Raw genomic sequence first — 20,022 nt, 5'->3', positions numbered from 1 at the left:
CCATTCGTCCGGGGCCTTGTTGCGCCCCGGACTGATTATTCGCGGAACATTCCTTCTGACTGGCATACTGGGCGACTTTTCGGACCTTGAGTCCGATCAATCGCCTGCGCTTGTGTGCGCCATGAGGATTTGCGGTGAAGAAGATCGCGGTGTTCGCCGATGTCCAAAACCTCTATTACACCGTGCGCCAGGCCTACGGTTGTCATTTCAACTACGCCGCCCTCTGGGCTGACGTCAGTCAGCGCGGGCAGATCGTCGAGGCCTATGCCTACGCCATCGATCGCGGCGACAGCAAGCAGCAGCAATTCCAGCAAATCCTGCGCAACCTCGGCTTCATCGTGAAGCTCAAGCCCTATATCCAGCGCAGCGACGGCTCGGCCAAGGGCGACTGGGATGTGGGCATCACCCTCGACATCATGGATGCCGCCGATCACGTCGACGAAGTGGTGCTGGCCTCGGGGGACGGTGATTTCGACATGTTGCTGGAGCGGATCATCGCCAAGCACGGTGTCGAAGCGGTGGCCTATGGCGTGCCGGGGCTCACCGCCAATTCGCTGATTCGCGCGGCCAGCCGTTACGTGCCGATCGAAGGCGCGTTGCTGCTTAAAAACTGATTATTGAACCCAAGGAACAGGTTTGGAACGCATAGCTGTCATCGACTTTGAAACCACCGGAATCTCCCCGAGCAGCAGCTGCCGGGCCACGGAAATTGCCGTGGTGATTCTTGAACAGGGGCGCATTGTCGACCGTTACCAAAGCCTGATGAACGCCGGTGTGCGCATCCCGGCCTTCATCGAGCAACTGACCGGTATCAGCAACGCCATGTTGCGTACTGCACCCTCGGCCGAGCAGGTAATGAATGAGGTCAACGAATTCGTCGGTATCACGCCGCTGCTGGCCCACAACGCCGCCTTCGACCAGAAGTTCTGGGACTTTGAGCTTGGGCGAATCAAACGCACACGCTTGCAGAATTTTGCCTGTTCGCTGTTACTCGCCCGGCGCCTGATGCCGGCCGCGCCGAACCACAAACTCGGCACCCTCACCACCTTCGCCCAATTGCCCCACACCGGTCAGGCTCACCGGGCGATGGCCGACGCCGAAATGGCTGCCAACCTCACCGCGCATCTGGCACAAGAACTGCGGCAGAAACACGGTTTGCGCGAGCTGTCCCATGATCTGCTGTGCAGCTTGCAGAAAGTGCCGGCGGCGAAGATCAACGAACACCTCAAGCACCATCGCGGTTTCTAAGGTTGATCGTTCCCACTCGGAGTGAATGATCGTTCCCACGCTCCTGCGTGGGAACGCCTCACCGAACGCTCCGCGTCCGCTCTTGATGTGACGCGATGATGCTTTGAAAAGTGTACCGGCCTTATAAACAGGTTTTGTAACTTAAGTTCCGTCTGTCGGCTTTCTAAAATAACGCTCTCCTCTGTCCTGCCTTCGAGCATCCCATGCCTGGTCTACGCCGTTTCCCGTTACCGTTGATAGGTGCCTTTTTCGCGCTGTACGTGATCTGGGGATCGACCTATCTGGTGATCCGCATCGGCGTGCAGTACTGGCCGCCGCTGATGCTGGGCGGCATTCGTTTTATTGTTGGCGGGACGCTGATGTACGCCTTCCTGCGCTGGCGCGGTGTGCCAGCACCGACCTGGCCGCAGTGGAAGGCGGCGGGGCTGATCGGGATTTTGTTGCTCAGTTTTGGCAACGGCGCGGTCAGCATGGCCGAGCACACGGGCGTGGCCTCTGGCGTTGCGGCCTTGGCGGTGGCGACAGTGCCGTTGTTTACCTTGCTCTGCGGGTATTTCTGGGGCACGCGTAATACCCGTCTGGAATGGGCTGGGATTGTGCTGGGGCTGATCGGTATCGCCATGCTCAATCTGGGCTCCAATCTGCAATCGAGCCCTTTGGGGGCTGTACTGCTGATTGGTGCGGCGGCAGCCTGGGCGTTTGGTTCGGTGTGGAGCAAACATTTGCCAATGCCTCAGGGGGCGATGTCCAGTGCGGCGCAAATGCTGGTCGGCGGCGTGGTGTTGTTGATCGGCAGCGCGCTGACGGGCGAACACCTGGAAAGCCTGCCGCCGCTTGAGGGGTGGGTCGCAATGATGTACCTGGTGGTGTTCGGCTCGATCGTCGCCTTCAACGCTTATATGTACCTGCTGAAAAACGTCCGCCCGGCGGCGGCCACCAGTTATGCCTACGTCAACCCGGCAGTGGCGGTGTTGCTGGGGATCGTTTTTGCCGGAGAAAGCATCGGTATTGAAGAAACTGTGGCGATGGCAGTGATCATCAGTGCCGTGCTGCTGATCAGTCTGCCGCAGTGGCGACGTGCTCCTGAGCGGCCTGCGGTCCTGGTGCCGACAGAATCCCGTGTGAATTAGGGTAAACTGCGCGCCATTGCACACTCGCGCTGATTTTTCCTACGGTATTCCCATGACTTTCGCCACTCTTGGCCTGATCGAACCCTTGCTGCGCGCCCTTGAGACGCTCGGTTACCAGACCCCGACCCCGGTGCAGACGCAAGCCATTCCAGCGGTGCTGGCCGGTCGCGACCTGATGGCTGCGGCCCAGACCGGCACCGGCAAGACCGCCGGTTTCGCCGTGCCGCTGTTGCAGTTGCTGGCCATGGAAGGGCCGAAAGTCACCAGTAACTCGGTACGTGCGCTGATCCTGGTACCAACCCGCGAGCTGGCCGAGCAGGTTCATGAAAGCGTGCGCCAGTATGCCGAGAACCTGCCGCTGAGCACCTACGCGGTGTACGGCGGCGTCAGCATCAACCCGCAAATGATGAAGCTGCGCAAAGGTGTCGACCTGTTGGTCGCCACGCCTGGTCGCCTGCTGGACCTGTTCCGCCAGAACGCGCTGAAGTTCAACCAGTTGCAAACCCTGGTGCTGGACGAAGCCGACCGCATGCTGGATCTGGGTTTCTCCGAAGAACTGGCAAACATTTACAAGGCGCTGCCGAAAAAGCGGCAGACGCTGCTGTTCTCGGCGACCTTCTCCGATGCGATTCGCGAGTTGGCCGGGAAAATGCTCAATGATCCGCTGAGCATCGAAGTCAGCCCGCGTAACGTTGCCGCCAATACGGTCAAGCAATGGGTGGTCACGGTCGACAAGAAGCGCAAGGCCGAGCTGTTCATCCACTTGCTGCGCAAGAATCGCTGGAAGCAGGTGCTGGTGTTTGCCAAGACCCGTAACGGCGTAGACGCGTTGGTGGAAAAACTCCAGGGCCTGAGCGTGAATGCCGACGGTATCCACGGCGATAAACCACAAGCCACCCGCCAGCGCGCACTGGACCGTTTCAAGGCCAGTGAAGTGCAGATTCTGGTGGCCACCGACGTTGCGGCCCGTGGTCTGGATATCGAAGACTTGCCGCTGGTGGTGAACTTCGACCTGCCGATCGTTGCCGAGGACTACATCCACCGTATCGGTCGTACCGGTCGTGCAGGCGCGACGGGTGAAGCGATTTCACTGGTGTGTGCCGATGAAGTGAATCAGCTGTCGGCCATCGAGATGCTGACGCGTCAGACCTTGACCCGCCATATGGAGCAGGACTTCGAGCCTGAGCACCGTGTGCCGGACACTGACGCCAGCGGCCAGGTGGTCAAGAAACCGAAAAAGCCGAAGAAGCCCAAAGTCTCCGGTGGCGGCAAACGCAACCTCGGCAAGTGGGTGGAAAGCGGTGATGCTTCGGCGCCGGAGCCTTCGGTCAAGCCTGTGCGAAAAGTGCCGGTGTTCAATACCGGGCCGCGTAAGCGTAAGCCTTAAGCCCCCCGACAATGATCGTTCCCACGCGTGGGAACGATCAGCTTCTGTGTTTCAGCCACTCCACCATCCCCAACCCCGCTACTCGCCCACTGGCGAAACACGCGGTCAGTAGATAGCCACCCGTTGGCGCTTCCCAATCGAGCATTTCCCCCGCGCAGAACACGCCAGGCAGCTGCTTGAGCATCAGGTTTTCATTCATTGCCTCGAACATCACGCCACCGGCGCTGCTGATGGCTTCGTCCAATGGGCGGGTGTTGACCAGCGTCAAGGGCAAGGCCTTGATCGCATTGGCCAGTAAAAGTGGGTCAGTGAAGCATTCGGCCGGTGTCAGTTCGCGTAGCAGTGCAGCCTTGACCCCGTCGAGACCGAGCTGGCTGTGCAAGTGTTTGGCCATGGAGCGCGAACCGCGGGGCTTACTGAGCGCCGACTGGATTTTATCCACAGGCCTGCCGGGCAGCAGGTCGAGATGAAGGGTGGCCGAGCCGGTTTGATTGATGGTCTCGCGGATCGGCGCCGACAACGCGTAAATCAAACTGCCTTCGATGCCGGTCGCAGTGATCACGCATTCGCCGAGTCGCGGTACATCATCGTTTAAGCCGATGGCGATATTTTTCAGCGGGGCTCCGGCGAATTTGCTGACCATCAGCTCGCTCCAGGCCTTCACCTCGAAACCACAATTGCTTGGTTGCAGTGGCGCCAGGGCAACTCCGCATTGTTCCAGCGGCAGCATCCAGGCGCCATCCGAACCCAAACGCGACCAACTGCCGCCACCCAGCGCCAATAACAGTGCATCGGCGCTGATCGCCTTTTCACCGTCAGGGCTATCGATACGCAGGCTGCCATCGGCGTTCCAGCCCAGCCAGCGGTGGCGGGTGTGGATAACGACGCCGGCATCACGCAGGCGTTTGAGCCAGGCACGCAGTAGCGGGGCGGCTTTCATATCGGTCGGAAACACACGGCCAGAGCTGCCGATGAAGGTTTCGATACCCAACCCATGAATCCACTGGCACAAGGCTTCAGCGCCGAATTCGCGTAGCAATGGGGCGATGTGCGGAGCGCGCTCGGCATAACGCGCCAGAAATGCCGGGTAGGCTTCGGAATGGGTAATGTTCATGCCGCCGACGCCGGCCAGCAGGAATTTTCGACCTACCGAGGGCATGCCGTCGTACAGATCGACCTTGACCCCGGCCTGGCTCAGTACCTCGGCGGCCATCAGGCCGGCGGGGCCGCCGCCGATGATGGCGACGTGGTGAGGGAGGTTGGCGGAGGGCTGGGTCATGGCGTGAGCTGCGGTTCGGCGGAATAAGCGGCGCATTCTAGCAGGACAACCGAGGTGTACCCATCGCGGGCAAGCCTTGCTCCTACGGAGTGGTGTGTTGCTGGTTAAAAAGTGCTCAACGGCTTGCAGGCTATACGCACTAGGGCCTGTAGGTCCTTTCGCTCAGGTTATCCACAGGCCGTTCCACAGGCATTGTGGGTAAAGCATCCACACCTCAGTGACAACCTGATGACTGCCAGACCCGTTGCGCGCTGTGATGGAGGATGCCGTGGCGTCGCGCCAGGGCCTGGCGGTCCTTGCTGTAGCCGCCGCCGATCACCCCGACCACCGGAATATCGCGCCCCAGGCAATGGCGCAGTACGCTTTCGTCGCGGGCGGCGACGCCTTCATCGGTCAGTTTCAGGTAGCCCAGCGCGTCATCTTTATGCACATCGACACCGGCGTCATACAGCACCAGGTCGGGCTGATAGAGCGGCAGCAGGTAATTCAGCGCGTCATCGACGACTTTCAGGTAATCCTCGTCGCCCATGCCCATGGGCAGCGCAATGTCCCAATCGCTTTTGGCCTTGCGTGCAGGAAAGTTCTTTTCGCAGTGCAGGGAAACCGTCACCGCGTCCGGGGTATGTTCCAGTATGCGTGCGGTCCCATCGCCTTGATGCACGTCGCAATCGAAGATCAGTACCCGACCGACGCGACCGCTTTCCAGCAGGTAATGGCTGATTACTGCCAGGTCATTGAAGATGCAGAAGCCCGCCGGGTGATCGTAATGGGCGTGATGCGTGCCGCCGGCCAGATGGCAGGCCATGCCGTGTTCCAGCGCCTGCTCGGCGGCCAGCAATGAACCGCCGACCGCGCGCACGGTGCGTCGGGCCAGCGCTTCGTTCCACGGCAGGCCGAGCCGCCGCTGGTCCTCGCGGGACAACTCGCCGCTCATATAGCGTTCGATATACACAGGGTCATGGGCGAGGGCGAGAATCTCGGCGGGGCAGATTTCCGGGCGCAATAACTGGTGATCAGCGGTCAGGCCACAGTCCACCAGGTGATCGCGCAGCAGTCGGAACTTGTCCATGGGAAAGCGATGTTCCGCCGGGAACTCGGGGCTGTAGTCTTCGTGGTAAATCAGCGGCAGCGACATGGCGATTTCATGGAGTGAATGAGTGAAGGATCCTACCAGCGATGTAGACTTGTTTGCAGGGGAACGGAGGGGGAACGATGGAGCCGATACTGCAACTCGAGAGCGCGCGGCTGCTGATGCGCCAATGGCGCGATGAGGATTTGCCGGCGTTTGCGGCGATGTGCGCCGACCCACAGGTCATGCGCTACTTTCCGGCGCCCTTGAGCCGCCTGGAAAGTGCGGCATTGATCGGGCGAATCCGTGGGCATTTCGCTGAACATGGTTTCGGTTTGTGGGCGCTGGAGCGCAAGGACACCGGCGCGTTTATAGGTTTTACCGGATTGGCGGTGGTCGGGTTCGAGGCTGCTTTCACCCCGGCGACCGAAATCGGCTGGCGTCTGGCCCGTGAGCATTGGGGGCTGGGTTACGCCAGTGAAGCGGCCTGGACCGCTCTGCGTTGCGGCTTTGACCGTTTGGCGCTGGACGAAATCGTGGCGTTTACCACCGAAGCCAACTTGCCTTCGCAGAAAGTCATGCAAGCCATTGGCATGCATCACGACCCTGCGGCGGATTTCGAGCATCCCAAACTGGCGGTCGATCATCCGCTACGCCGCCATGTGCTGTACCGCATTACCCGCGAACAATGGTTGGAAACCTTGCATGGATAAGCTGGCGGGGATGTTTACAATGGGCTCATGGTTGGCCCTGGCCACTATCTGAATCGACCGCCGCAGCCAAGACTGCGCGGCATTGCTCTGTGTGAGGAGAGTCTGAATGAGCCATGTGTTGGATGATCTGGTCGACTTGCTGACCCTGGAACCGATCGAAGAAAACCTGTTTCGCGGTCGCAGCCAGGACCTGGGTTTTCGTCAGCTGTTCGGCGGACAGGTATTGGGCCAGTCCCTTTCCGCGGCCAGCCAGACGGTCGAAGACGCGCGCCATGTGCATTCGATGCACGGTTATTTCCTGCGTCCGGGCGATGCGGGTATGCCGGTGGTCTATCAGGTGGATCGGGTGCGCGATGGCGGCAGCTTCAGCACTCGCCGCGTGACGGCGATCCAGAAGGGCAACCCGATCTTCACCTGCAGCGCATCGTTCCAGTACGACGAAGAAGGCTTCGAACACCAGACCGCAATGCCGCAAGTGGTCGGCCCGGAAAACCTGCCGTCGGAGCTGGAAATCACCCAGCAACGCGCGCATTTGATTCCCGAGCACATGCGCGAAAAGCTGTTGTGCCCCAAGCCGATCGAAGTCCGCCCGGTCACGGAGAAAGACCCGTACAACCCGCAACCGGCCGACCCGATCAAGTACGTCTGGTTTCGCGCCGACGGTGCGTTGGCCGACTCGCCGGCGCTGCATAAATACCTGTTGGCCTATGCCTCCGATTTCGGTTTGCTGACCACCTCGATGTTGCCGCACGGCAAGTCGGTCTGGCAGAAAGACATGCAAGTCGCCAGTCTCGATCACGCCTTGTGGTTCCACGCCGACCTGCGCGCCGATGACTGGTTGCTGTACGCCATGGACAGCCCATGGGCCGGCAATTCTCGCGGCTTCTCACGCGGCAGTGTGTTCAACCGCGCCGGCAAACTGGTGGCATCGGTGACGCAGGAAGGACTGATTCGTCATCGCAAGGATTGGGCATGAGTCTCTCCGAGGTGCGGCATTGGGTGTTCGACATGGACGGCACGCTGACTGTGGCCGTGCACGATTTCGTGGCGATTCGCCAGGCGCTGGCGATTCCCGCTGAACACGACATCCTCACCCACCTCGCGGCGCTACCGGCTGATGAAGCCGCGACAAAACACGCCTGGTTGCTGGAACATGAACGCGACCTGGCCCTGGGCTCCAAACCGGCACCCGGTGCGGTGGAACTGGTGCGTGAACTGGCAGGGCGCGGCTATCGACTCGGCATTCTCACCCGCAATGCGCGCGAGCTGGCCCATGTCACGCTTGAGGCGATTGGCCTGGCTGACTGCTTTGCGGTGGAGGATGTATTGGGTCGTGATGAAGCACCGCCCAAACCGCATCCGGGTGGCCTGTTGAAACTGGCCAAAGCCTGGGACGTAGCGCCGAGCGAGCTGGTGATGGTCGGCGATTATCGCTTCGACCTGGATTGCGGGCGCGCGGCGGGGGCACGGACGGTGCTGGTAAATATGCCGGAGAATCCATGGCCGGAATTGGCCGACTGGCATGCGCAGGATTGTGTGGCGTTGCGGCAGATGTTGTCGGTTTGAGAGTGCCGTTGTGGCGAGGGAGCTTGCTCCCGTCGTAAACCGGCGAATGGGTTGTACCTGATAATCCGCGGCGACCAGTTTCGGGGTCGCTTTGCCCGAGCGCAGACCGACCCGCGGGAGCAAGCTCCCTTGCCACAGTTGTTCGGCGCTACTGAAACAGGGCCTTCTGCCCCTCGGGCGAAGTGAACATCTTGTCCCCGTTATGCCCGACGCCGGGCACTTCGATCAGATGCTGATTCAACCCTTCGGGATGACGCTGCTGCAGGTAGTCAAAGTAGCGATGTCCACGAACCAGCCGAGACGCGCCCTGCGTCTCGGCAGCGCAGCTTCTGTCGAGTGCCGGATGATGCGGGTTGGTGTCTCGCTGACCGAGCAAATAGGTGATGTTGCGCTGGACGTAGCCTTGCTCCAGTTGCTGCGGCGTTTGCCCGTTGGCGTAGTCCGGCAGTTTCAGCAGCCCGTACTTCCAGTCGTTGAAACCGGGGCAACGCGCGGCATTGAACGGCACCGGCCGCTGCTCATCGAAATACGCATACGAAGACGGGTTGGCGATCACGTAGCGCACGCTGACGCCCGCCGCTTGCAGTGCCGGCTGATCGTGGCCGAGCAGTGCATAACGTTGCACCACTTGTGCGCCACCGGAATGGCCGGCGATGACGACTTCTTTCAGGGTTGGAAACTGCTGGCGATCGCTCAGGCGTTGCAGAATCTTGTCGAGCACCGCATAAGAACTCAGCGGATTCGCTCCGATGGACGGCTCGCCGGCCATCCAGTCATCACCGCGCCAATGCAGCAGACTGTCGGGCAGTTGATGGCGTGCGATGTCGCTTTCATTAAGAAATTGCGGCGCTATCACCAGGGTGGTTGCGCTTTGTCCGGCCTGCTCGGCGGCTCTTTCCGCGCTCTGGCGGTAGGTTTCGGCATTGCGCAAGCGCCCGTGAATCACGATCAGTACACGCTGGATTTGCGGTGACGACTGGCTTATGCCAACCGCCAGTTCGGAGTCGCCCATGTTCAGCCGACCAGGGCTGATGAGCTTGACCGCATGCTCGCTAGCCAGCAGGTTGGCGCTGCCGAATAACAGAGCGAATACCAGCAGCCAGCGCGTGCGCATTTAGAGGCTCTTCGTCGAGAAGGTGTCGCATTGACTGACTTGGCCCTGGGCAAAGCCGGTCTTGAACCAGCGAACCCGTTGCGCCGAGGTACCGTGGGTGAAGGAGTCCGGGACCACGCGGCCCTGACCCTGTTGCTGCAAACGGTCGTCGCCGATGGCATTGGCGGCGTTCAGGGCTTCTTCGACGTCACCCGGCTCCAGCCAGTTCAGGCGTTTTTGCGCGTTGTTGGCCCAGACACCCGCCAGGCAATCGGCTTGCAATTCCTGACGCACCAGCAGACCGCCGTCACCTTCCATGCGCAGACCTTTTTGACGTGCGGCCTGGATCTTGGCGGATACACCGAGCAAGGTTTGCACGTGATGGCCGACTTCGTGAGCAATCACGTAAGCCTGGGCGAAATCGCCGGCGGCACCGAAGCGTTGAGACATTTCCTTGAAGAAACTCATGTCCAGATACACCCGTTGATCTGCCGGGCAGTAGAACGGACCGGTCGCCGAGGAGGCACCACCACAGCCGGAATTCACTCGGCCACTGAACAGCAGCAGCTTCGGCGCCGTGTATTGGCGACCGGCTTGCTGGAAAATCTGGCCCCAGGTGTCTTCGGTGTCGCCGAGGATCCGCGCGACAAACTCGGCCTGTTGATCATTGGCTGGCGGCGCCTTGCGGGTTTGCACGGTTTGCGTGGTAGCCGGGGCTGACTGTTGGTTCATCTGTCCGGCCAACTGCCCGAGAATCTGCATCGGGTCCTGGCCCGTGATCCAGCCGATGCCGACGATCAGCACGATGGCCGTCAGGCTCAGTCCCTTGCCACCGCCAAAGCGCATCCCGCCGCCGTCACCAGCACCGCCAGCATCCTCACCGCGTGCATCGACCACGTTGTCGCTGCGGCGGCCTTTTTTCCATAGCATGTGGGAATCCTCTGTTTACGCGTGGTGATGAGTGTTGCTGGTGGCTGGGATGGGCGCCAGGTTGATGGTCAGACTATGCCGAATAAAAGGCAGTATGGCATTCACCTGCAAAAACGCTGGCGGCAGACCAGCTTCGGCGAACGTCTCAGGCATCACGCTGGCTGTTTGGTTCCCTCGCCGGTAGTCGTTGAGCGCGGCAGCGTGCTCTCCCGTTCGTACGCGGTTACGCCAGCGATATGTCGCGCGGCTATGTAGCCGAAGGTCAAGGCCGGACCAAGATTGATCCCGCCGGCAGGGTAGTGGCCGCCCATGATGCTGGCCATATCGGTGCCCGCGGCGTAGAGCCCGTGGATGGCTTGCCCATCGCCGTCGAGTACTTGCGCGTGTTGATTGACCTTCAGCCCGGCGAATGTGCCGAAGCAGCCAGGCTGAACCTTGACGGCGTAGAAGGGGCCTTTGTCGATCGGCGCGACGCAGGGGTTGGGTTGCTGGAGTGGATCGCCTTGCTTGCGGTTGTAAGGTGTGGAGCCACGACCGAACAGCGGGTCTTCACCTTTTCGCGCATGCTGGTTGTAGTGCGACACGGTGGTTTCCAGCGCGCTGGCGTCGATGCCACAGGCCAGGGCCAGTTCTTCAATCGTGTTGCCGGTTTTCAAGTAGCCGCTGCGAATGAACGGTGTGACGGGTAACGGGAAGGGTCGGGAAATTCCCAGGCCGTAACGACGTTGAAAGTGATGGCTGCAAATCAGCCAGGAGGCGACTTCTTCATCGGCCGGGGCGGCGGCGACCATTGCCGTGACGTAATCGTAGTAGCCGTTGGCTTCGTTGACGAAGCGCTGGCCGTTACGCAGTACGCCGATGATTCCCGGTTTGCCACGCTCGATGATGTGCGGGAAGTGACCGACGCTGCCGTCCTTGTAGGGCACCTGAGAAACCGGTGCCCAGGCCACCGGTGATTCGAGGTCGGTCTTTATCTGGCCGCCGACGCTTTCGCCCAGCCGCAGGCCGTCGCCCGAGGCACCGAGCGGTGGCAGCGCCAGATGCTCAACGCCAGTGGGCGTGCGTGGGAACAGTGTCTTGCGCCGTTCGATGTCGTTGGGAAAACCACCGGCCGCCAGCACCACGGCTTGGCGTGCGCGGATCTGGATAACGCCTTTGGCGCTGTGGATAACCGCGCCGCTGACCCGGTTGCCGTCACGCAGCAGCCCGGTGACAGGCGCTGACTCCCAGAGCAGAACGCCGAGGTCTTCAGCCGATTTTGCCAAACGCGCCACCAGCGCCACGCCATTCACCAGTTGCATCGCGCGACCGTGTAGCGCGAGGTCGAGCAGGTGTCGGCTGAAACGCCGGGTCACGTGCCAGAACGCGGACCAAGAACGGGTCAGATTGAGGAACGCCGACAGATCGGTGCCGGCCATGATCGGCATGCCCATGAACGAGGTTTCACGCATCGTTGTTCGCAGCCGCTTGAGCAACGTGCCGACCTTGCGTGCGTCGTAAGGCGCGGCGATCACCGAGCGTCCGCCGGTTCCGGCGCCCGGTGTGTCGCCGTGAATATCGGCGATGCCGTTGCCGTCGGCAAATTGCAGCGAGGTGTGCTCCTCAAAGAACGCGACCATGCGCGGGCCGGCTTCGAGGAAAGCGTCGATCAGCGCCGGTTGGTAGCGTTCGCCAAGTTCGTGTTTGAGGTAGGTGCGCGGCAGGTCGACGTCTTCAATGATGCCGGCGCGCCGGGCCAGCGGATTGCACGGCACCCACGCCCAGCCACCGGACCAGGCCGTGGCGCCGCCGAACACCGGTTCTTTTTCCACGACGATCACCTTGAGCCCGTGCCAGGCCGCGGTGACGGCGGCGGACAAACCCGCCGCACCGGAGCCGACAATCAGCACATCGCAGTCGACTGCAGGGGGAAAAGTGGATTTGGCAGGCATGCTGGCTGACTCCGACGATCTTGTTATTTTGGAATTTAATTCCAAAAAATATACGGAGCCGGTTTGAAAACGACAAGACCGTCCCGGCGCAAAGCGCTATTTTCGGGCGGTTATCGGACACTGCAGTTCCACATTTCGCATTCACCCGGTTGTCTTCTAGAATCGGCCAAATTTCGTCTGGAATCGCACCATGGCCGGCAGTCAAATCGAACGTGTCTTCAGTGTTCTGGAAAGTCTTACCAGTGATCCGCGAGGCCTGCCGATGCAGGTGCTGGCCGAGCAACTGGAGATCCCGAAAAGTGCGACGCACCGCTTGCTCGCCGAGCTGGTCCGCCTGGGTTACGTGCGGCAGAATCCGGACAACTTGCGTTATCACCTGTCGACCAAACTGGTTGCCATGGGCTTTCGTTACCTGTCGAGCAGCGGCGCGGATATCGTCCAGCCGGTGCTTGATCGGTTGGCCCAGGAAACCGGCGAGCTGGTGCGATTGGGCGTGATCGAGGGCGAGCGTCAGACCTGGATCGCCAAGTCTCAGGGCGCGCGTTCCGGTTTGCGCTATGACCCGGACATGGGCCGCGATGCACCGTTGTTCTACACCGCGTCAGGGCACGCGTGGCTGGCCAGCCTCAGTGATGCCGAGGCTTTGTCACTGGTGGAACGGCAAGCGGCGGATATGCCGCTGGAGTTGGGACCGAATGCACCGCGCTCCAACATCGAACTGCTCGAGCGCCTGCGCCTGGCCCGCGAACATGGCTATGCCTGGGTTCAGGAGAGCTCGGCGGTCGGCACCTCGGCAATCGCCGCAGTGGTGCGCCATCCGGTGGATGGGCGGGTGGTAGGCGTGCTCAGTGTCGCCGGGCCGAGTGCGCGGTTACCCGAGTCACGACTGCATGAACTGGCGCCGTTGTTGCTGCAGTTTGCCCAGGAGCTGTCGGCGGCGAGTCAGGCCTCGGAGCTGTTCAACTGATCGCCATATCCCCATATCCCCCTGTAGGAGCAAAGCTTGCTCGCGATGCAGACACTGCGGTGTTTCAGGAAGACCGCGTCATCGTTTATCGCGAGCAAACGGAACGCCGCCCGGCTGCTCCTACAGAAGCTGTGCGCTGTTCGAACACTATTGGCGTTTCCTTGTGTGAGAAATTGGAATTGAGTTCTAGATTATTGGAATTCGATGTCCTGACAATAATCACAAGAGGATTGCACTGTGAGTTCGCCACTTCGCATTGCGCTGATTGGCGCCGGCAATATGGGCCAGCAGCATTACCAGCATCTCAAGACCCTGAATGAGGCGACCTTGTGCGCAGTGGCCGATCCTGGTCCGCAAGCCGCCGGGATCGCGGCCGAGTGGGGCGTGCCGTATTTCGCCGATCACCGGGCACTGCTGGAACAGCTCAAGCCTGACGCTGTTATCGTTGCCAACCCGAACAACCTGCACGTGAGTACGGCGCTCGATTGCCTGGCCGCAGGCGTGCCGGTGCTGCTGGAGAAACCGGTGGGCGTCCACCTGGATGAAGTGCGCGAACTGGTGGCCGCGTCGACAGCCACTGGCGTGCCGGTTCTGGTCGGTCATCATCGTCGGCATAATCCGCTGATCGCCCGCGCCCATGAGCTGGTGCGCAGCGGGGCACTGGGGCAGCTGACAATAGTCACCGCGCTCTGGCAGGTGCGCAAACCCGACTGTTATTTCGAGATTCCCTGGCGCCGCGAGACCGGTGCCGGGATGTTGCTGACCAACCTGATTCACGACCTCGATCTGCTACGCCACTTGTGCGGTGAAGTGCGCCAGGTACAGGCCATCACCAGCAATGCGGTGCGCAGGTTTGCCAATGAAGATTGCGCGGCGGTACTGCTGCAATTCGACAACGGTGCGCTGGGCAGTCTGACCGGCTCCGACGCGGTGGCGGCGCCCTGGAGCTGGGAGCTGGACTCGGGAGAAAACCCGGTTTACCCACGCCAGTTCGACCAACCGTGCTACCTGCTGGCCGGGACCGCTGGCGCACTGAGTATTCCGCAACTCAAGCGCTGGCATTACGCCGAAGCGGACGCCGGTTGGCATCAACCCTTGCAGGCCGTTCAAGAATGTTTCAACGCGGATGAAGCACTGCGCCTGCAATTGCAGCATTTCGTGAAGGTGGCCCGAGGTGAGGCGAAGCCGCTGGTGAGCGTCGCTGACGCGGCCCGAACGCTGGCGCTGATCGAAGCCATACGCGAGGCCGCTGCCAGCGGTCGCGCCTGTGTTCCGGCACGGATCGAGGAATGAACATGAGCGAGCGTATTTTCTCCCTGGCCAGCCTGACCGTTCTTGAATTGTCGCCGCCGGAGATGGTCGAGGTGGCGGCGCGTGCAGGGTATAGCCATGTCGGGCTGCGACTGGTCCCGGCCACCCCCGAGGAGCATCATTTCCCGCTGATGGCCGATGCACAGTTGTGGCAACAGACGCGGGCGCGGCTGCGTGACACCGGCATTCAAGTGCTGGATGTCGAAATTCTGCGACTGAAAGCCGAAACCCGGGTGGCGGATTTCGAGGCGGTCCTGGCGGCCGGCGCAGAGCTCGGTGCCAGTGAATTACTGGTAGCCGGTAATGATCCTGACGAGCAGCGGCTCACCGAGAATTTTGCCGCACTCTGCGATCTGGCGGCGGGTTACGGTTTGCACACTCATCTGGAGTTCATGCCCTGGACCGATGCGCGCAACCTTGAGCAGGCCGTGCGTATTGTTGAAAACGCTGATCACCAATACGGTGGCGTGCTGGTGGATGCATTCCATTTCGACCGCTCGGCTTCACGTCTGGAAGATCTGGCCAGGGTCGCGCCGTCACGCCTGCGTTATGCACAGCTGTGCGATGTGGCAGGACCCAGGCCTGCAGACATGCAGGAGATTTTGCGTCAGGCACGCAACGAGCGGCGTTTCCCTGGCGAAGGGGATTGCGACCTGCTTGGGTTATTGAGGTGTTTGCCGGTTAATCTGCCATTGAGCCTGGAGGTGCCGGCCGTGCAGTTGCAACGGCAGGGCGTGAGTGCCTTGCAGCGGGCGCAGATGGCGTTGGATAAGACGCGTGCGTTGTTGGCGCTTGTTTGACCGGTGCTGCGCACCTTCGCGGGCAAGCCTTGCTCCTACAGGTTTTCGTTGACCTGTAGGAGCAAGGCTTGCCCGCGATGCTTTTCAGGTCCTTCAACTTTCGGGATTTCCCATGACTGTATCGAGCACTCCGCTTTCCGGTATCAATCAACCCTTCAAAGGCATCCTGCTGATCGTTGTCGCGACCTTCCTGTTTTCCACTCACGACGCTTTGTCCAAATACCTGTCGGGTTTCTATCCGGTGATCATGGTGGTGTGGGCGCGGTATCTGGTTCACACGTTGCTGATGGCCGGGATTTTTCTGCCGCAATCGGGCTTGCGTGTCCTGCGCACCAAGCGCCCGTTGCTGCAATTGCTGCGGGCATTGTGCTTGCTCGGGACCAGCCTGTTGTTCACCACGGGCTTGTTGTTCATTCCTTTGGCGGAAGCCACGGCGGTCAACTTTCTCGCGCCGGTGTTGGTGACTGCGTTGTCGGTGCCCTTGCTCGGTGAGCGGGTGACGCGCGGGCAATGGCTGGCGGTGATTTGCGGGTTTATCGGCGTGTTGATCATCGTCCATCCGGGCGGTGATTTGTTCACTCCAGCGGTGTTGCTGCCGTTTTGCTCGGCGTTGTTCTTCTGCTTTTACCAACTGTTGACGCGCAAACTCAGCGAGATCGACAGCCCGACCACCAGCAACTTCTTTGCCGGGTTATGCAACACCCTGGTCATGAGCGCACTGGTGCCGATGTTCTGGCAAGTGCCAAGTTTGACTCATGGCCTGCTGATGCTGGCGCTGGGTAGCTGCGGGATGACCGCGCATCTGCTGCTGACTCAGGCATTCCGGCATGCGGCGCCAGCACTGCTGGCGCCCTTTGGTTACTGTCAGATCGTGTTTGCCGGATTGCTCGGCTGGCTGTTGTTTTCCCACACGCCAAGCCTGACCACGGTCATTGGCATTGCGATCATTTGCCTCAGCGGGCTGGCGGCGGCGTGGCAACAGCGCAGAAGCTGATTGCGCTCAAAACCTGAAACGCACGACCAGGTTCTGCAAACCGGCCGCCAGTTGTGACAACTCCCGACTGGTGGCGCTGGTCTGGGTCGACGCATCGGCGCTTGCCAGCGACAGGTCGCGGATGTTCAGCAGGTTGCGATCGACCTCCCGGGCCACTTGTGCCTGTTCTTCCGAGGCGCTGGCGATCACCAGGTTGCGCTCGTGGATCTGCTCCATGGCGCAGGTGATTTGCGTCAGGGCCACGCCGGCCTGTTCGGCGATCGACAAGGTCTGGGCCACGCGCTGGCTGTTGCCGTGCATCGACAGCACCACACTGTCGGTGTCGCCCTGAACCCGGGCGATCATCTGCTCGATTTCCCGGGTCGACTGCTGGGTGCGATGGGCCAGGGCTCGCACTTCATCGGCAACCACGGCAAAACCGCGCCCGGCTTCCCCGGCTCTTGCGGCTTCGATGGCGGCGTTGAGGGCCAGCAGGTTGGTCTGTTCGGCAATGGCGCGGATGACATCCAGTACTTTGCCGATTTCCCGAGATTGTTCGGCCAGGGTCTGAACCTGTTGCAGCGCGGTGCCGACTTCGGCACTCATGGCCTGGATCGAATCGAGCGTCTCGATCACTCGCGCCTGACCTTGAGTGGCCTCTATCGTCGACTGGCGCGTGGTGTCTGAGGTCGAGACCGCGTTGCGTGCCACTTCTTCGACGGCGACGGTCATTTCATTGACCGCCGTGGCGGCCTGCTCGATTTCGTTGTGCTGCTGTTGCAAGCGATTGGAGTCCAGCCCGGTGTTCTGGCTCATCTGCTGCGCCGCACCGTTCAGTTGGTTAGACGTATCGCTGATCAACTGCAGGGTATCGCGCAGGCTGTTCTGCATGCTGGCCAGGGCCCTGAGCAGACGGGCGGTTTCATCGGGCCCCTGGCTCTGGATCGGCGCACTCAGGTCACCGTCAGCGACCTGCTCGGCCACACGCACAGCCTGGCGGATGGGCATGACGATGCTGCGGATCAGCAGCCAGGCCAGGCATGAGGTCAGCAGGGCAACAGCGATCAGTGCGCCGATCACGGTCATTTTTACCTGGGCGTAAAGCCCGTCGGCATGGCTGGCCGATTGGCTGACTTCGCTGGCGGTGAGGTTCATCAGCTCGGTGAATTGATCGCCGGTCTGGGTCGAGTAATCCTGGATTTTTCCGTTGAGCAGCGCGCTCATGTCCTCGCTGCGGTTTTGCCGGGACAGTTCTTCGTATTGATCCAGCGCCTGTCGGTAGCTCTTTACAGTGCTGACAAAGGTTTCGTACTGCACGCGGTTGTAGTCGTCGACCAGGGGCGCGAACCTGGTCAGCGTTTGCTCAAGCCAGCCTTCCACCTGGTGCAGGCGAGCGATAGTGGCATCGAGTACTTTGGGCTCGCGGTTGAGCGCCATGCGCAGGCTGAGCACGCGAATGCTCAGAATGTAGTCGCGGATTTCCCCCAGGTAGCGTGTGCTGGGCAGGGAAACGTTTTCGGTGTGCTGGCCGGTGGAGCGTACTTCGGCCACCTGCTTGAGGGCAAACAGTCCTTGCAACAACACCAGCAGGGCGATTAGGCCGAAGCTGATCAGCGCACGTTTGGCGATGCTCAGGTTACCCAGAGACATGGTATGAGCTCCGTGGACGGAAAAAAGAGGGACGAAATCGGCAGCCGTGCGAACAAAAAAACGCAGGCCTGAAACCAGGCCTGCGAAAGAGGAAGCGTCAGTCTTCGAGGTTCGGAATCTTGCGCGGTGCCATGAAGTACAGCCAGATCAGCGCAATGAAGTACATCGCCGGAATCATGGTGAACAGCACGGTGTAGTTGTTATTGGTGATGGTCAGGATGTGCCCGACCAGTTGGGTCATGAACATCCCGCCAATGGCGGCGCACATGCCGCCGAAACCGAACACCGTGCTCATCATGTGCTTGGGCGTGTAGTCCATCACCAGGCTCCAGATGTTCGCAGTCCAGGCCTGGTGCGCGCCGATGGCCAGCGAGATGGCAAACACTGCGACCCACAGGTTGCTGGAGCCGGCGGCCATGATCACGCCGATGATGCAGCAGGCGAACAGCAGCATCGACATCAACCGGGCTTTGATCGGGTTGACCCCGCGGCCGATCAGGAACGAGGACAGAATGCCACCGCCGACACTGCCGAAGTCGGCCGTCATATAGATGATGATCAGCGGAATACCCATTTGGGTCACGTTGATACCCAGGTTGTATTGCTGATTGAGGAACGGCGGCAGCCAGTACAGGTAGAACCAGAACACCGGCGCGGTCATCGAGTAGGCGAGGGCAAAGGCCCATGTGCCACGCATCCGCAGGATCCGCGAGAACGGTACGCGTGCCTGTTCCGGTTCGGCTTCGTTCTGGATGTAGTCCAGTTCCGATTGCTTCACCGACGGGTGATCTTCCGGGTTGAAGTACTTCAAGCCCCAGAACACCAGCCAGATCCCGCCCAGTGCCGACATGCACAGGAACGCGGCTTGCCAGCCCCAGACATGGAGGATCAGCGGCAGCAGCATCGGCGTGAACATCGCGCCGACGTTGGTCCCGGCATTGAAGATGCCAGTGGCCACGGCACGCTCACCGGCAGGGAACCACAGCCGGGTGGTCTTCACGCAGGCCGGGTAGTTGGCAGCTTCGGTCAGCCCGAGAATAAAGCGGCAGACCATAAAGCCCAGGGCCGAAGTCGCCAGGCCATGGGCACCGGTCGCCAGGCTCCAGAGCAACACCGCGCAGAAGAACACGCGCTTCACGCCGATCCGGTCGATCAGTCGGCCTTGCAGCACGAAGCCGACGGCGTAACCGACCTGGAACCAGAAGTTGATGTTGGCGTAGTCCATCGCCGTCCAGCTCATTTCCTTGGCCAGGATCGGCTGCATGACGCCCAGTGCGGCGCGGTCGATGTAGTTCAGGGTGGTGGCGAAAAACACCAGCGCCAGCATGCCCCAGCGGGTTTTGCCGACCGCCATGGCGCCACGAATTTTGTCGCCGATGCCGCCGGTCGCGACGCCCAGGCCTGAGGCCATGCGGGCGCTTTCTGTGTGAGAGCTCTGAGAAGGAATCATCTGTGCCATCCGTTCAATGACTGACAAGCAAGGCTCGTCGGGACTTCATGGGCGCGTGATCAATCGTCGGGGTGCGCAGATGCGCAGGGTGAAAACAATGATTGATCGGCTGAGTGTTTGTGTTGGCTCAGTGTTGGCTGAGGCAACCAAAGCGCGTGTTCAGCATGCGGGCCAGGTTCGGTCGCAGGCGCCAGAAAGGTTCGAAGGCGGTTGGCGGTTGGGCGCCAGGCACGGGGAGTGAAGGAGAGAGCAACGGAGCAAGGCGTTGAATGCAAGCATGAGCGTGTACCCGATTTTTGAATTTTTTATGGTGTGTTCTGGGTCGTTGGTCACTTCGACCGGTGGTTCATGACCGGAATCGATGTGCTGCCGATGGTGCGCAGTGAGCGAAAAATCGTCAATTCGCCAACCGCCATTGTGTTCGATAATCGCACAGTAAACTAACCGGTTGGTACACTTTGAATTGCTCAATGAACAGGCGAGCTCAATAATTCCCCCGAACAAAATCAACAAGATCAACCCATC

At 60.8% G+C, this 20,022-nt stretch carries 18 protein-coding genes; 11 read left to right on the top strand and 7 right to left on the bottom strand.

The window, feature by feature from the left end:
• Positions 1–134: 134 nt before the first annotated feature.
• The 4 genes from AO353_RS06280 to AO353_RS06265 all read left to right on the top strand — a co-directional run bounded on the left by AO353_RS06280 (position 135) and on the right by AO353_RS06265 (position 3,765).
• On the top strand, positions 135–614 hold the full coding sequence (locus AO353_RS06280) for an NYN domain-containing protein (protein WP_019691557.1): 480 nt from the start codon (positions 135–137) through the stop codon (positions 612–614).
• A gap of 22 nt (positions 615–636) precedes the next feature.
• Complete coding sequence (locus AO353_RS06275) at positions 637–1,248, top strand: PolC-type DNA polymerase III (RefSeq protein ID WP_054594179.1); 612 nt, start codon at positions 637–639, stop codon at positions 1,246–1,248.
• 203 nt (positions 1,249–1,451) lie between these two features.
• Positions 1,452–2,378: a drug/metabolite exporter YedA gene (gene yedA, locus AO353_RS06270; protein ID WP_054594178.1), complete on the top strand. Its 927-nt coding sequence runs from the start codon at positions 1,452–1,454 to the stop codon at positions 2,376–2,378.
• A gap of 52 nt (positions 2,379–2,430) precedes the next feature.
• A complete protein-coding gene (locus AO353_RS06265) occupies positions 2,431–3,765 on the top strand; it encodes a DEAD/DEAH box helicase (RefSeq protein ID WP_054594177.1) in 1,335 nt (444 codons plus the stop codon).
• A gap of 37 nt (positions 3,766–3,802) precedes the next feature.
• Here the strand turns inward: AO353_RS06265 and AO353_RS06260 are convergent, their stop codons facing one another.
• Both AO353_RS06260 and AO353_RS06255 read right to left on the bottom strand, forming a co-directional pair.
• Complete coding sequence (locus AO353_RS06260; RefSeq protein ID WP_178082275.1) at positions 3,803–5,044, bottom strand: TIGR03862 family flavoprotein; 1,242 nt, start codon at positions 5,042–5,044, stop codon at positions 3,803–3,805.
• 214 nt (positions 5,045–5,258) lie between these two features.
• Complete coding sequence (locus tag AO353_RS06255) at positions 5,259–6,179, bottom strand: histone deacetylase (protein WP_054594175.1); 921 nt, start codon at positions 6,177–6,179, stop codon at positions 5,259–5,261.
• Positions 6,180–6,256: 77 nt separating this feature from the next.
• Between AO353_RS06255 and AO353_RS06250 the strand changes: the two genes are divergently transcribed.
• The 3 genes from AO353_RS06250 (at position 6,257) to AO353_RS06240 (ending at position 8,392) form a co-directional block, all read left to right on the top strand.
• Positions 6,257–6,826 (top strand): GNAT family N-acetyltransferase, encoded by a 570-nt coding sequence (locus AO353_RS06250; protein WP_054594174.1) that lies wholly within the window; start codon positions 6,257–6,259, stop codon positions 6,824–6,826.
• A 106-nt stretch (positions 6,827–6,932) separates the two neighbouring features.
• Positions 6,933–7,802, top strand: a complete 870-nt coding sequence (tesB, locus tag AO353_RS06245) for an acyl-CoA thioesterase II (protein WP_054594173.1) — start codon at positions 6,933–6,935, stop codon at positions 7,800–7,802.
• Positions 7,799–8,392 (top strand): HAD family hydrolase, encoded by a 594-nt coding sequence (locus AO353_RS06240; protein ID WP_054594172.1) that lies wholly within the window; start codon positions 7,799–7,801, stop codon positions 8,390–8,392. The genes tesB and AO353_RS06240 overlap by 4 nt, the downstream gene beginning before the upstream one ends.
• A 148-nt stretch (positions 8,393–8,540) precedes the next feature.
• Here the strand turns inward: AO353_RS06240 and AO353_RS06235 are convergent, their stop codons facing one another.
• From AO353_RS06235 to AO353_RS06225, 3 genes are all read right to left on the bottom strand, one after another.
• Complete coding sequence (locus AO353_RS06235; RefSeq protein WP_054594171.1) at positions 8,541–9,506, bottom strand: hypothetical protein; 966 nt, start codon at positions 9,504–9,506, stop codon at positions 8,541–8,543.
• Positions 9,507–10,415 (bottom strand): neutral zinc metallopeptidase, encoded by a 909-nt coding sequence (locus AO353_RS06230; protein ID WP_054594170.1) that lies wholly within the window; start codon positions 10,413–10,415, stop codon positions 9,507–9,509.
• A gap of 152 nt (positions 10,416–10,567) precedes the next feature.
• Entirely contained in the window at positions 10,568–12,346 is a 1,779-nt protein-coding gene (locus AO353_RS06225) for an FAD-dependent oxidoreductase (protein ID WP_054594169.1), read from the bottom strand.
• Positions 12,347–12,536: 190 nt separating this feature from the next.
• Between AO353_RS06225 and AO353_RS06220 the strand changes: the two genes are divergently transcribed.
• From AO353_RS06220 to AO353_RS06205, 4 genes are all read left to right on the top strand, one after another.
• A complete protein-coding gene (locus tag AO353_RS06220) occupies positions 12,537–13,313 on the top strand; it encodes an IclR family transcriptional regulator (RefSeq protein ID WP_054594168.1) in 777 nt (258 codons plus the stop codon).
• Positions 13,314–13,550: 237 nt separating this feature from the next.
• Complete coding sequence (locus tag AO353_RS06215; protein ID WP_054594167.1) at positions 13,551–14,606, top strand: Gfo/Idh/MocA family protein; 1,056 nt, start codon at positions 13,551–13,553, stop codon at positions 14,604–14,606.
• A gap of 2 nt (positions 14,607–14,608) precedes the next feature.
• Positions 14,609–15,424, top strand: a complete 816-nt coding sequence (locus AO353_RS06210) for a sugar phosphate isomerase/epimerase family protein (protein WP_054598185.1) — start codon at positions 14,609–14,611, stop codon at positions 15,422–15,424.
• 112 nt (positions 15,425–15,536) lie between these two features.
• Complete coding sequence (locus AO353_RS06205; protein WP_054594166.1) at positions 15,537–16,418, top strand: DMT family transporter; 882 nt, start codon at positions 15,537–15,539, stop codon at positions 16,416–16,418.
• 6 nt (positions 16,419–16,424) lie between these two features.
• Here AO353_RS06205 and AO353_RS06200 read toward each other — a convergent pair whose 3' ends face one another.
• Positions 16,425–18,047, bottom strand: coding sequence for a methyl-accepting chemotaxis protein (locus tag AO353_RS06200; RefSeq protein ID WP_054594165.1), 1,623 nt, complete (start codon positions 18,045–18,047; stop codon positions 16,425–16,427).
• 97 nt (positions 18,048–18,144) lie between these two features.
• Positions 18,145–19,458: an MFS transporter gene (locus AO353_RS06195; protein ID WP_237142965.1), complete on the bottom strand. Its 1,314-nt coding sequence runs from the start codon at positions 19,456–19,458 to the stop codon at positions 18,145–18,147.
• Positions 19,459–20,022 lie beyond the last annotated feature (564 nt).

The organism is Pseudomonas fluorescens, assembly GCF_001307155.1.
GTDB classification, from domain to species: Bacteria; Pseudomonadota; Gammaproteobacteria; order Pseudomonadales; family Pseudomonadaceae; genus Aquipseudomonas; species Aquipseudomonas helvetica.
Note: the sequence above shows the minus strand (reverse complement) of the source record. Positions and strands in the feature narration are given on the sequence as shown.